Here is a 12,089-nt window from a genome sequence, read left to right as displayed (position 1 = left end):
GGAAAGCGTCGGTCGTCACACCGCAAATTGATGGTGCTCGCACCGGCCTCTTCCCGGCTAAAGCCAGTCCTACGAGAACACCGCATCCATCCAGATGCACAGCATGTTCTGAATGTAGGACCGGCTTCAGCCGGGAAAGCGTCGGTCGTCACGCCGCAAATTGATGGTGCTCACACCGGCGTCTTCCCGGCTAAAGCCGGTCCTACGAGAACACCGCATCCAACCAGATGCACCGCATGTTCTAAATGTAGGACCGCATCCATCCAGATGTACTGCGTCTGCTGGATGTAGGACCGGCTTCAGCCGGAAGGCGTCAGTCGTCACGCCTCAAAATTGATGGTGCTCACACCGGCCTCTTCCCGGCTAAAGCCAGTCCTACAAGACACCGCATTCATCCAGTAGCACCGTGTGCGCCAGACGTGGACCGGTTCCAGCGGGAAGACCGTCAGTCGCCCTGCTGTTCCAGCTCGGCGAGCATCTCTTTTGGAATCACCAGCTCGGCGGCGGTGAGGTTTTCGTGCAAGTGCGCCACCGACGAGGTGCCCGGGATCAGAAGCAGGTTGGGCGCACGCTGCAGCAGCCACGCCAGCGCGACGCACATCGGCGAAGTTTCAAGGCGCTTGGCGACATCTGACAGGGTCTGCGACTGCAACGGCGTAAATCCACCCAATGGAAAGAACGGCACGTAAGCGATTCCCTGTTTGCCAAGCTCGGCGATCAGCGGCTCGTCATCCCGGTGCGCCAGGTTGTAGTGGTTCTGCACGCAGACCACCTCGGCAATGCGCTGCGCCTCGGTGACCTGTTTTGCGCTGACGTTGCTCAGGCCCAGATGCTGAATCAGCCCCTGACGCTGCAACTCGGCCAGCGCGCTGAACGGTTCGGCAATCGACGCTTCATCCGGTGAATGCCCGGTGCCCCACGCCCTGAAGTTCACCACGTGCAACGCATCCACGCCGAGATTGCGCAGGTTATCGTGCACCGCGCTTACCAGTTCTGCCGGGCTGTTGGCGGGATTCCATGAAGCGTCGGAACCTCGGGAGGCGCCGACCTTGGTGACAATCAACAGCTCGTTGGCGTACGGGTGCAGGGCTTCGCGGATCAGCCGATTGGTGACGTGAGGGCCATAGAAGTCGGCCGTATCAATGTGGTTAACCCCGGAAGCGACCGCTTCGCGCAACACGGCAATCGCGGCCGCGTGGTCTTTCGGCGGTCCGTATACGCCCGGTCCCGCCAGCTGCATGGCACCGTAGCCCATGCGATTGACGGTGCGACCGCCGAATGAAAACTGTCCTGCCTTGATGGCCTGGCTCATGGGTGACGCCTCGTGATCAAGTGTGTGCAGCGACTATAGGCGTTGACCGATGCGCTGATAATCAGGTGCAATCGGCACGGGTTGTACGATTGAGCGGACAATGGCGACAGACATTCAGGATTTGCTGGCCTTCGTGGCCGTGGTCAACGCAGGCGGCTTTCGTGAAGGGGCACGGCTGAGTGGCAAGTCGGCGTCCAGCCTCAGCGATGCTGTTCGACGCATGGAGTCGCGCCTGGGCGTGCGCCTGCTCAACCGCACCACCCGCAGCGTCGTGCCGACCGAAGCCGGCGCGCGGCTGATGGAACGGATTGTCCCGGCGCTTGGGGAAGTCGAATCGGCGCTGGACGTGGTCAATGATTTCCGCGACCGCCCTTCCGGCACCCTGCGGCTTAACGTACCGGTCAGCGCCGCTCGCCTGATACTGCCGGCAATCATCACCCCGTTCTTGCAAGCGCACCCGGACATCCGCATGGAAGTGGTCACTGAGGAAAGCTTCGTCGACATGCTCGCGGCCGGTTGCGATGCTGGCATCCGCTACGACGACCGCCTGGAACAGGACATGATCGCCGTGCCCATCGGCCCGCGCGTTCAGCGTTTCGCGACCGCTGCATCGCCGGCGTACCTCGATGCCAGGGGCCGACCCGAGCATCCGCGGGATCTCCTCAATCACAGTTGCCTGCGTGGCAAATTCCCCAGCGGGTCGGTACCGCTGTGGGAGTACGAGTGCGACGGCGAAAACCTTCGTGTCGACCCGACCGGCCCATTGACCGTTCGGATTGGTGGCGCAGTCGATCTTGCCGTGCAGACTGCCATCGACGGCCTGGGCATCGTCTCGTTGTTCGAAGACTGGTTGCGGCCCCATCTGGACAGCGGCGCGCTGGAGCCGGTGCTCGAAAAATGGTGGCCAAGTTTCAGCGGGCCATTCCTGTATTACCCAGGGCGGCGCTATGTGCCATCACCGTTGAGAGCGTTTCTGGACTTCATCCAGCGGCAGGCATGATGCTTATCCACGCCAAGGCATAAATGAGTCATTTAAATAAATCGACCGCCAGCGCTAGTTCATGTCGACACAAACAGCGAGATGTTCCAACAAAATAGTCAGGCAAAAAAAAACGCTGCATTCAATGCAGCGTTTCTTTTATAGCGTTTGTAGTTGAAGCCGCCAGGGCACTGGCGATCAACCATTTTGACGACCGTAGCCCATGATGGTGTAGTCGAGGGTGTGGGTCACGCCGGCATGGTCAACATAAACCATGGTGGATTGCACCGGACCATCAACTTTCTGCGGGTCCTGGGCATTTTTGATGCTGATCACTTCAGCGACGTCGATACCTTTGTGACGGTTGTATTGTTCAACCTGGGCCGAGTGCTGTTGGCTGGTGGCCGGGAGTTCGCCGGCAGCGGCAAATACACTGACGAGGGACAGAGCAGCGAAGGCTAATACTTTCATGGTCGTTCTCCAGAAGTTCATTAAGTAGTAAGGGAGCAAAGCGCTTGTCGTTTGCTTCTGGGGCCATTCTGTTCGTGATCGGCGCAGATGATAAATACTTAAAATCGATAAAGCCCATCACCGTCATCGATGCCCGAATTGATTACATCAATTCTCGTAATAGACCGTTGTATATCCTGTTAGCCCGCAACTTTTCATGCATCTCCCAAACCCAGGTAAACGCCCTTTTTGGTGCGGCAGATCGAGGGACTGCACTTTCACGGAGCGCGTCATGTTGTCGCGGGGGTATTTAACTGTCCCCGAGAAATATTTTCAGTGCAATCAAACATTTCCAATGACGAACGTACTACCATTCGTCCCGCTGACTCGTCCCGACCCCAAGATGTCCGAGCAGACCTCTATAAAGCGCTGGCCACTGGCACGGCGCTAATTGTTAAAACAAACCGAAGCCTTGATGCCGCCTCACGATCTGATCGTGGCGCAGTGCGTCAACCGTGATGACCGTCTGAGGTTGCAATGCAGAAATTGATGATTAACGGCCAGGAGCACGACCTGGATGTCGCCGACGACATGCCATTGTTGTGGGTCCTGCGTGACGTGATGGGCCTGACCGGCACCAAATACGGTTGCGGCATTGCCCAGTGCGGCGTGTGCACCGTGCACCTGGATGGCCAGGCCGTGCGTTCATGCGTGCTGCCGGTCAGCGCCGTGGCGGGCCGCAAGGTCACGACGATCGAAGCGGTCGGCGAGCAGGCCGTGGGTCAGGCGGTACAGAAAGCCTGGCTGGACCACGAAGTCGTGCAATGCGGCTACTGCCAGTCGGGGCAGATCATGTCCGCCGTCGCGCTGCTGGAGGAACACCCCAAAGCCAACGACGAGCAGATCGTCAACGCCATGTCGGGCAACCTCTGCCGCTGCGCCACCTACACCCGCATTCGCGCCGCCATCAAAAGCGTCAGCCAGGCCTGAAGGAAGTCATCATGTCCGAATCACAATCATCTGCCGCGATGCTCTCGCGTCGTGGATTGCTCAAAGGCAGTGCGCTGCTGGGCGGGCTGGTCATCGGCACCTACCTGCCGGCGTCAGTCACCCGTAGCTTCGCCGCCGACCTGGTCAAAGGCGCGAGCCTGGGCGACAACGCCGAACAAGGCTATGGCGCGTTTGTGCGCATTGACCACAGCGGCGCCGTTACGCTGATTTCGCCGAAGATCGAAATGGGCCAGGGCGTGCAGACCGGCATTGCCATGATGGTCGCCGAAGAGCTCGAAGTGCCGCTGAGCCAGATCACCATCACCGAAGCGCCGCCCAATGCAGCGCTGTACACCGACGCGCTGCTGAGCTTCCAGGCTACCGGCGGCTCGACCTCCACCCGCTACAGCTGGGAGCCCCTGCGCAAGGCCGGCGCCGGCGCACGCATTGTGCTGATCCAGGCCGCGGCCATGCGCTGGAAAGTCGCGCCGAGCCAATGCCACGCCGAGAACGGCCGGGTCATCGGCCCGAACGGTCAAAGTGCCGGCTACGGCGAGCTGGTTGACGCCGCCGCGAAGTTGCCACTGCCGACCGAGATCCCGCTCAAAGCCGTCAGCGAATTCAAGCTGCTGGGCAAACCGGTTCAGCGCCTGGACACCCCGAACAAGGTCAACGGCACCGCGAAATTCACCATCGACCTGCAAGTGCCCGGGATGCTGATTGCCTCCACCCTCACCTGCCCGGTTCACGGCGGCACGCTGCGCGGCTTGAAGAACGAAGACGCTGCGCGCAAGGTCCCCGGGGTGCGCGACATCGTGCGCCTGGACAACGCGGTGGCGGTGACGGCGAGCAATTTCTGGTCCTGTCAGCAAGCGCTCAAGGCCCTCGACATCGATTGGGACCTTGGCCCCCATGCCGCTCTGGATTCAGCGCAGCTGGACAAATCGCTGTTCGAGGCCAGCGCAGGCGACGGTGTGTTCGCACACCAATCCGGTGACATCGCCGGCGCACTGAAAAATGCTTCCAGCCGCTTCGAAGCCATCTACGAGCAACCGTTCCTGTCCCACTCCCCACTGGAGCCGATGACCTGCGTCGCCCATGTGCGCGCCGACGCGTGCGAGTTGTGGGTCGGCTGCCAGGCGCCGGGGATGGCCCAGGCGGGCGCTGCCAAAGTCTGCGGCATGCCGGTGGAAAAAGTGGTGATCCACAACCAGTTGATCGGCGGCGGTTTTGGCCGTCGTCTGGAATCCGACTTCATCTTCCAGGCCGTGGACATCGCGCGCCAGTTGAGCTACCCGATCAAGCTGATCTGGAGCCGTGAAGAAGACATGACCCACGACCGTTATCGTCCGCACTACGTCGACCGCCTTAACGCAGCGCTGGACAAAGACCTGCGCCCGGTGGGCTGGGAGCATCGGATCGCCGGTGCCTCGGTCGTCGCGGCCTACATCGGCGCGTTGCCGGCCGACGGCGTCGATGGCGACGCCGTCGAAGTGGCGAAAGACCCGATCTACACCCTGCCCAACCTGCAGGTGCGCTACATCCGTCACGACCCCGAGGTGATTCCGGTTTCGTGGTGGCGTGGCGTCGGACCGTTGCGCAGCACTTACGCCATCGAGTGCTTCATCGACGAGCTGGCGCACAACGCCAAGGTCGATCCGGTGAAATACCGCCTGGCGCTGATGCAGTCGCAACCCCGCGCCCAGGCAGTGCTGACCAAAGCGGCGCAACTGGTGGAGTGGGACAAGCCGCTGCCCGCGGGTTCAGGCCGTGGCGTGGCCGTGACGGCGGTGTTCGGCAGCTTTGTCGCGACCATCGTCGAGCTGGAGAAGCAGGGCGAAAAAGGCCTGCGCATCAAACGGCTGGTGACGGTCATCGACTGCGGCTTTGCCACCAACCCGACCTCTGTGGCGTCGCAGATGGAAGGCGGCACGCTGTTCGGTCTGTCGGCTGCGCTGTTCAACGAAATCCTCATCGAGAAGGGTCAAGTGCAGCAGACCAACTTCCACGAGTACCGGCAGATTCGCATGAGCGACGCGCCGCCGGTGGAGGTGCACATCGTCGACAGCGTCGAGACCCCTGGCGGTGTCGGTGAAACCGGTGCCGTGCCCGCCGCCGCCGCGCTGGTCAATGCGGTGTTCGCCGCGACCGGCGTACGCGAGCGTCGTCTGCCGTTGAGCCGCTTTGGCTATTTCACTGTTTAAGGAGCGCGTCATGAACGTTTTCAACACTGCGCTCGGACTTGTGGCCGGTTTGCTGGCCAGCACCGTTTACGCAAGCGACACCCCGGCGATGAGCAAGGGCGAATACCTGACCCGCGCCGCTGATTGCATGGCCTGCCATGTCGTGCCGGGCGGCAAGCCGTACGCCGGCGGGCTGGAATTCAAATTGCCGTTCGGCAGCCTGTATTCGCCCAACATCACCCCGGACAAAGAAACCGGGATCGGCAACTGGACCGACGACGAGTTCGTCGACGCCCTGCAGAAAGGCGTGGGCAAGGACGGCAAGCATTATTACCCGGCCTTCCCTTACACCTCGTACACGCTGATGTCCCGCGAAGACATCCTGGCGATCAAGGGCTACCTGTTCAGCCTTGAGCCGGTGAAGCAGATGCCGCCTGAAAACAAGATCTCGTTCCCGTTCAATCAGCGCTGGGGAATGATGTTCTGGAACGCGATTTTCGCGGGCAACGAACGCTTTGTCCCGGACAGCAAGCAGTCGGCTGAATGGAATCGCGGCGCGTACCTGGTGCAGGGCCCGGGCCACTGCGGCGAGTGCCACACACCGCGCAACATCTTCCAGGCGATGAGCTCAGGCAATTCTCTGGCGGGTGCCGAACTGGGTAACTGGATGGCCTACAACATCAGCTCCGACGCCAAATACGGCATCGGCGCCTGGCCGGAAGACGCTATCGTCAGCTACCTGTCGAAGGGCTACGCAGCCGGCTTCGGCGGCGCGGGCGGGCCGATGGGAGACGCCGTCGAGCACAGCCTGCAGTACCTCGAACCGGCTGACCTGAAAGCCATCGCGGTGTACCTCAAGAGCACCCCGGCCAGAAGCGAAGGCATCCCCCGCCCGAGCATGGCGGTGAACGATGCCGCGCTGCAGAAGGGGCTCGGCCAGAAGCTGTTCAACGACACCTGCGTGGCCTGTCACCAGATCGACGGCAGTGGCCGGCAATCACCGGCAGGCGGGTTGGCCGGCTTGAAAACCGTCAACGACCCCAAAGGCCGAAACGTGATGGCGACGTTGCTGGAAGGTCACACGCCAACGGCTGCACGGGTCGATCAGCGCATGCCTGACTTCGCCCGCAGTTACAGCGATGCTGAACTGGCCGCCGTGAGCACCTTCGTGCTGCGTCGGTTCGGTCAGAGTGACGGCGAGATCAAGGCCGAAGACGTCGCTAAAAATCGCGCCAGCGCGTTGCATTGATGGGACGGTAGCGCTGCTGATTTTTGTCTGAATCGGCAGTACTGCCAGGCCATTCGGCGGCTCAGGGGTTGGATACCTGCGCCGCCACCGCCGCCTTGTCGATCACCGACTCGACGTTGACGATACGCCCCGCCTCAAACGTGTAGAACACGTTCTCCGTAAACCTTACCCTCCTCCCGTTCACCGGCACATCGAACAGCTCGCCCACCGGCGTGCAATCGAACGTCAGCCTTGCGGCAATGTGCGGTGGTTCTGCGATCAGCAGATCGATGACAAAACGCAGGTCGGGAATGGCGCGGAAATCCCGCTCCAGCATCTCCCGGTAGCCGGCCAGACCGACACGCTCGCCGTTGTAATGCACGTCCTCGCCGACGAAGTCTCCCAAGGCAGACCAGTCCTGGCGATTGAGGCAGGCGATGTAGCCGGTGTAGGCGTCTTTGAGTGTCTGGTTGTTCATGGTGTCTCCTGGGGTGGATGGTTCGCATGAATGTTAATGCCACTGAATGCACGCGATGCCGTTGGTGGGACCAGCTTTAGCCGGGAAAAGGCCAGTGTGAACGCCATCCAATTTGCAGTGTGACGACTGACGCCTTCCCGGCTAAAGCCGGTCCTACTTCTTCCCGGCTGAAGCCGGTCCTCCCAGGTTTACTGCGGCGTGTCAGTCCCCTTGGCTGCAGGCGATGGCTCAGCCAGGAAGTGCTAGGTTATCCGCACTGACTCACTCAAGGCGCAATCATGTCCACCCACCCTCCTTTCTCCGGCGCGAAAGTCGCGATTCTGTGCAACGGGACATTGCTCACTTACCAGCGCGATGACAAGCCGGAGATCCCGTGGCCGAATCTGTGGGACCTGCCCGGCGGTGGCCGTGAGGGTGACGAGACGCCAGAAGAGTGCGCCGTGCGGGAGACGCTGGAAGAGTTCGGCATCATTCTCGACCCTGCTTCGTTCATCTACAAACGGGTCTACCCCGGTCAGGGCCTCAGCGGGCTCGAGACCTGGTTCTTCGTCGCTGAAGTGGCAGAAGGCCTATTCGATCAGGTGGTATTTGGCGATGAAGGCCAGCGCTGGGAGGTGATGACAGTCGCCGCGTTTCTCGCGATGGACAACGCCGTGGACCGACTTCAGCACCGCTTGCGGCAGTTCATGATTCAGCCGGACTGACGCATCAGCGCTCGGCAAGCAGACGCAAGAAACACTGCAGTGCGAGACAAATTGACGCAGGGCGTCCTTTTTTTGCTATCGTCGCCGGAATTAACTAACCGGTTAACTAAGCATGTGATCGTGCCGTGCATTTGGCTACACCGCAACGACGATGCGTTAAACCTTTGCTCTCACCTCAGTTGATCGGTCCCCCTCGACCCTTCATCGCGTCAGCAGGAATGCCTCATGAACCACTCACAACCTTCGGCAGCCGTCAGCCGCTGGCCCATTCGGGTCGTCGCGCTGGGCGTGCTGGTTTTCGGATTACTCTTCGCAGCGGGCGGCGGCTACCTCGTTACGCTGGGCGGCAGCGTGTATTTCCTGCTGGCCGGACTTGGCCTGACTATCTCGGCCGTCCTGCTGTTCCGGCGTCGCCTGTCGGGCGCCTGGCTGTTTGCAGCGGTGATGCTGCTCACGCTGATCTGGGCGCTGGCGGATGCCGGGCTGGTGTTCTGGCCGCTGGTTTCCCGGCTGTTTGCCCTCGGCGTGCTGAGCCTGCTGGTCGCGCTGATCTACCCTTCCCTGCGCAGGACCAATGGCCTCGCAGCCGGTCGCGGCGGTTACCTCGTTGGCGGGATGTTGGCGGTGGCGATGGTCGCCGGGTTCTGGGGGATGTTCCAGCCCCACGCCTCCGTGTCGCCGACAGGGGATGGTCCGGCGCTGACCAAGGTCGATCCTGAACACGCGCAGAAAGACTGGGCCCATTACGGCAACGATGAAGGCGGCAGCCGCTTTGCCGCCCTGGACCAGATCAACCGCGACAACGTCAGCAAGCTGGTGCCGGCCTGGACCTACCACACCGGCGACGTCGCCATCAGCGACGGCAATGGCGCCGAAGACCAGATGACGCCGCTGCAGGTCGGCGACAAGGTGTTCATCTGCACGCCACACAACAACGTCATCGCCCTGGACGCCGACACCGGCAAGCAGTTGTGGAAAAACGAAATCAATGCCAAATCCGCCGTATGGCAACGCTGCCGCGGACTGGCCTACTTCGACGCCAGCGCTGCCGTTGTGCCACCCACCGACGCCAGCGCTGCCGTTGTGCCACCCACCGACGGCAGCACGCCTGCGGCGTCGGTCGCAGTGCCTGCCGGCGCCAACTGCCAGCGTCGTTTGCTGACGAACACCATCGATGCGCGCCTGATTGCGGTGGACGCCGACACTGGCGAGTTCTGCCAGGGCTTCGGCAACAATGGCCAGGTCGACCTTAAGGCCGGTCTGGGCAACGTGCCGGATTCCTACTATCAACTGTCATCGGCGCCGCTGATGGCCGGGACCACTGTGGTCGTCGGCGGTCGCGTGGCCGACAACGTCCAGGCCGACATGCCGGGCGGCGTGATCCGTGGCTTTGACGTGGTCACCGGGCAGATGCGCTGGGCGTTCGATCCGGGCAATCCCGAAGACAAGCAGGCGCCTGCCGCTGACAAAACCTATGTGCGCAGCACGCCGAACAGTTGGGCGCCGATGGCCTACGACCCGGCGATGAACACGCTGTTCCTGCCGATGGGCAGTTCGTCCACGGACATTTATGGCGTGAAGCGCAGCGAGCTCGATCACACCTACGGCGCCTCGGTGCTGGCATTGAACGCCACCACCGGCGTGCAAAAGTGGGTGTATCAGACGGTCCATAACGACCTCTGGGATTTCGACCTGCCGATGCAGCCGAGCCTGATCGACTTCGCCAAACCTGATGGCAGCAAGGTGCCGGCGCTGGTCATCGGCACCAAGGCCGGACAGATTTTCGTCCTCGATCGCCACACCGGCCAGCCACTGACCGAGGTCCAGGAAGTCCCGGTCAAGGCGTCGAACATTCCCAACGAACCCTACTCGCCGACCCAGCCGAAATCCGAGGGCATGCCGCAGATCGGCGCGCAGACACTGACCGAATCGGACATGTGGGGCGCCACGCCGTTCGACCAGCTGCTGTGCCGGATCTCGTTCAAGAAGATGCGTTACGACGGCCTGTTCACCGCGCCGGGCACCGACATTTCGCTGAGTTTCCCGGGCTCGCTGGGCGGGATGAACTGGGGCAGTCTGTCGACCGATCCGGTCCACGGATTCATCTTCGTCAATGACATGCGCTTGGGTCTGTGGATTCAGATGGTGCCGCAGCTGAAGGACGCTATCGCGGCGTCCGGCGGTGAAGCGCTGAACACCGGCATGGGCGCCGTGCCGCTTAAGGGCACGCCGTATGCCGTCAACAAGAACCGCTTCCTGTCGGTGGCGGGTATCCCGTGCCAGGCACCGCCGTTTGGCACCTTGACGGCGATCGACATGAAAACCCAGAAGATTGCCTGGCAAGTCCCGGTAGGCACCGTGCAGGACACTGGCCCGATGGGCATCAAAATGCACCTCCCGCTGCCGATCGGCATGCCGACGCTCGGGGGCACGCTGTCGACCCAGGGCGGTCTGGTGTTCATCGCCGGCACTCAGGATTACTACCTGCGCGCGTTCAATAGCGCCAATGGCGAAGAGGCCTGGAAGGCCCGTTTGCCCGTGGGCAGTCAGGGCGGCCCGATGACGTACGTTTCACCGAAGACCGGCAAGCAGTACATCGTCATCACCGCCGGCGGCGCCCGCCAGTCGGCGGATCGCGGTGATTATGTGATTGCCTACGCATTGCCTGACGGCAAGTAGCCGCCGCATAAAAAAACCGCCGCTGCCTTGATGAGGGGCGCGGCGGTTTTTTATTGCAACAGAGGAAAGGTCAGGCCGGATTCACTTGGTGGGACCGGCTTCAGCCGGGAATGCGTCGGACGTCACACTGCAAAATCGTGGGTGACCAAACCGACCTCTTCCCGGCTAAAGCCGGTCCCACTGTCGAATCGCGTTCGCCTCGTAGGACCGGCTTTAGCCGGGAAGGCGTCGCGCGTCACGCTGCAAAATCGAGGGCGATCACACCGGCTTCTTCCCGGCTAAAGCCAGTCCTACAGTGTGTACCCGGTCCCACCAATCCACCGCACACACCCTTCGATCAATTACTCGCCACTTCCGCGGAATTACCGGTGGTCACCAGCGCTTTCAGCGAAGCATCAAACTGCTTCAAAGCGTTGATCTGCAAGTCGCGCTGCTGGTTGATCTGCGCAGCAATCTCCGGGGCGGCCTTATCGTGGACCCACACCGAGGTCAGCTCTTTGGCACCGAGGCCTTCAGCCTTGCCGATGTATTGCAGGTTCGAGTCGTAGAACTTCGCGATGAAGCGCGCTTCCACCTGGGAGTTACGCTGGGACACCAGCTGGCTGTGGGCGTCGAGCATGACCACCACGTCCGGCCGCGCCTGCATCAGCGCATCGAGGTTGTCATACACGGTCACCGACGCGAACTGCTTCTGTAACGAACCTTTCAGCCAGTCCATTGCCAGTTTCGGATCGGAGCTGCTGACGAATGCCTCGCGAATGCGCGAATCGAGCCCGCCGTTCTTGACGCCTTTCAACGCCACCGCGTGATAACGCTCAAGGTATTCGAGGGTGTTGACCGTGTTTTCGCTGTAGAGCACACCAACACTTTGAGAAGACTGCAATGCCACGCGGCTTTCAACCACCGGCAGCAAATGGCACGCCTCGGCGTCCGCCGCCGAAACAGTGACTGCTGCAGCAGCAGGACCCGACGCGACGAAACCGCTGGACAGCACGGCGACCAGAGTCAGCAGGGTTGAAATTTTCATCGCGTGGCGTCCTTCTAAAGCAAGTTCGGTATGGAGGCCATCCTCCTCTCTTCCGGGAA

10 protein-coding genes are annotated in these 12,089 nt (G+C 61.6%); 6 read left to right on the top strand and 4 right to left on the bottom strand.

Going from position 1 to position 12,089, the window contains the following annotated elements:
• Positions 1–445: 445 nt before the first annotated feature.
• Positions 446–1,312: an aldo/keto reductase family oxidoreductase gene (locus tag AC0Z8Z_RS22420; protein ID WP_485620563.1), complete on the bottom strand. Its 867-nt coding sequence runs from the start codon at positions 1,310–1,312 to the stop codon at positions 446–448.
• A gap of 100 nt (positions 1,313–1,412) precedes the next feature.
• Here AC0Z8Z_RS22420 and AC0Z8Z_RS22415 point away from each other — a divergent pair, with 100 nt between their 5' ends.
• On the top strand, positions 1,413–2,312 hold the full coding sequence (locus AC0Z8Z_RS22415) for a LysR family transcriptional regulator (RefSeq protein WP_485620562.1): 900 nt from the start codon (positions 1,413–1,415) through the stop codon (positions 2,310–2,312).
• 177 nt (positions 2,313–2,489) lie between these two features.
• Here the strand turns inward: AC0Z8Z_RS22415 and AC0Z8Z_RS22410 are convergent, their stop codons facing one another.
• Positions 2,490–2,762: a DUF2790 domain-containing protein gene (locus tag AC0Z8Z_RS22410; RefSeq protein ID WP_485620561.1), complete on the bottom strand. Its 273-nt coding sequence runs from the start codon at positions 2,760–2,762 to the stop codon at positions 2,490–2,492.
• Positions 2,763–3,278: 516 nt separating this feature from the next.
• On the opposite strand from AC0Z8Z_RS22410, the gene AC0Z8Z_RS22405 reads away from it, so the two are divergent.
• Genes AC0Z8Z_RS22405 through AC0Z8Z_RS22395 form a run of 3 tightly spaced genes read left to right on the top strand, consistent with a single transcriptional unit; the run spans position 3,279 to position 7,163 of the window.
• Entirely contained in the window at positions 3,279–3,731 is a 453-nt protein-coding gene (locus AC0Z8Z_RS22405) for a (2Fe-2S)-binding protein (protein WP_485620560.1), read from the top strand.
• An 11-nt stretch (positions 3,732–3,742) separates the two neighbouring features.
• Positions 3,743–5,935, top strand: a complete 2,193-nt coding sequence (locus AC0Z8Z_RS22400) for a xanthine dehydrogenase family protein molybdopterin-binding subunit (RefSeq protein WP_485620559.1) — start codon at positions 3,743–3,745, stop codon at positions 5,933–5,935.
• Positions 5,936–5,945: 10 nt separating this feature from the next.
• Positions 5,946–7,163, top strand: coding sequence for a cytochrome c (locus AC0Z8Z_RS22395; RefSeq protein ID WP_122623720.1), 1,218 nt, complete (start codon positions 5,946–5,948; stop codon positions 7,161–7,163).
• 61 nt (positions 7,164–7,224) lie between these two features.
• Here AC0Z8Z_RS22395 and AC0Z8Z_RS22390 read toward each other — a convergent pair whose 3' ends face one another.
• Positions 7,225–7,620, bottom strand: coding sequence for an ester cyclase (locus AC0Z8Z_RS22390; RefSeq protein WP_485620558.1), 396 nt, complete (start codon positions 7,618–7,620; stop codon positions 7,225–7,227).
• A 278-nt stretch (positions 7,621–7,898) separates the two neighbouring features.
• On the opposite strand from AC0Z8Z_RS22390, the gene AC0Z8Z_RS22385 reads away from it, so the two are divergent.
• Together AC0Z8Z_RS22385 and AC0Z8Z_RS22380 are read left to right on the top strand one after the other, a co-directional pair.
• Positions 7,899–8,324, top strand: coding sequence for an NUDIX hydrolase (locus AC0Z8Z_RS22385; protein ID WP_485620556.1), 426 nt, complete (start codon positions 7,899–7,901; stop codon positions 8,322–8,324).
• Positions 8,325–8,549: 225 nt separating this feature from the next.
• Positions 8,550–11,003 (top strand): glucose/quinate/shikimate family membrane-bound PQQ-dependent dehydrogenase, encoded by a 2,454-nt coding sequence (locus tag AC0Z8Z_RS22380; protein ID WP_485620555.1) that lies wholly within the window; start codon positions 8,550–8,552, stop codon positions 11,001–11,003.
• 337 nt (positions 11,004–11,340) lie between these two features.
• Here the strand turns inward: AC0Z8Z_RS22380 and AC0Z8Z_RS22375 are convergent, their stop codons facing one another.
• Positions 11,341–12,030, bottom strand: a complete 690-nt coding sequence (locus AC0Z8Z_RS22375) for an ATPase (RefSeq protein WP_485620554.1) — start codon at positions 12,028–12,030, stop codon at positions 11,341–11,343.
• Between the last annotated feature and the right edge of the window lie 59 nt (positions 12,031–12,089).

It is taken from the genome of Pseudomonas sp. 1L-C-7-B-C1, from assembly GCF_057291635.1.
The sequence above is the reverse complement of the archived record's forward strand: the minus strand, read 5'-3'. Positions and strand labels throughout refer to the sequence as shown.

Excerpts from the sequence above, each read along its gene's own strand:
- AC0Z8Z_RS22420 (WP_485620563.1), bottom strand. The coding sequence starts at position 1,312 with ATGAGCCAGGCCATCAAGGCAGGACAGTTTTCATTCGGCGGTCGCACC.
- AC0Z8Z_RS22415 (WP_485620562.1), top strand. The coding sequence starts at position 1,413 with ATGGCGACAGACATTCAGGATTTGCTGGCCTTCGTGGCCGTGGTCAAC.
- AC0Z8Z_RS22410 (WP_485620561.1), bottom strand. The coding sequence starts at position 2,762 with ATGAAAGTATTAGCCTTCGCTGCTCTGTCCCTCGTCAGTGTATTTGCC.
- AC0Z8Z_RS22405 (WP_485620560.1), top strand. The coding sequence starts at position 3,279 with ATGCAGAAATTGATGATTAACGGCCAGGAGCACGACCTGGATGTCGCC.
- AC0Z8Z_RS22400 (WP_485620559.1), top strand. The coding sequence starts at position 3,743 with ATGTCCGAATCACAATCATCTGCCGCGATGCTCTCGCGTCGTGGATTG.
- AC0Z8Z_RS22395 (WP_122623720.1), top strand. The coding sequence starts at position 5,946 with ATGAACGTTTTCAACACTGCGCTCGGACTTGTGGCCGGTTTGCTGGCC.
- AC0Z8Z_RS22390 (WP_485620558.1), bottom strand. The coding sequence starts at position 7,620 with ATGAACAACCAGACACTCAAAGACGCCTACACCGGCTACATCGCCTGC.
- AC0Z8Z_RS22385 (WP_485620556.1), top strand. The coding sequence starts at position 7,899 with ATGTCCACCCACCCTCCTTTCTCCGGCGCGAAAGTCGCGATTCTGTGC.
- AC0Z8Z_RS22380 (WP_485620555.1), top strand. The coding sequence starts at position 8,550 with ATGAACCACTCACAACCTTCGGCAGCCGTCAGCCGCTGGCCCATTCGG.
- AC0Z8Z_RS22375 (WP_485620554.1), bottom strand. The coding sequence starts at position 12,030 with ATGAAAATTTCAACCCTGCTGACTCTGGTCGCCGTGCTGTCCAGCGGT.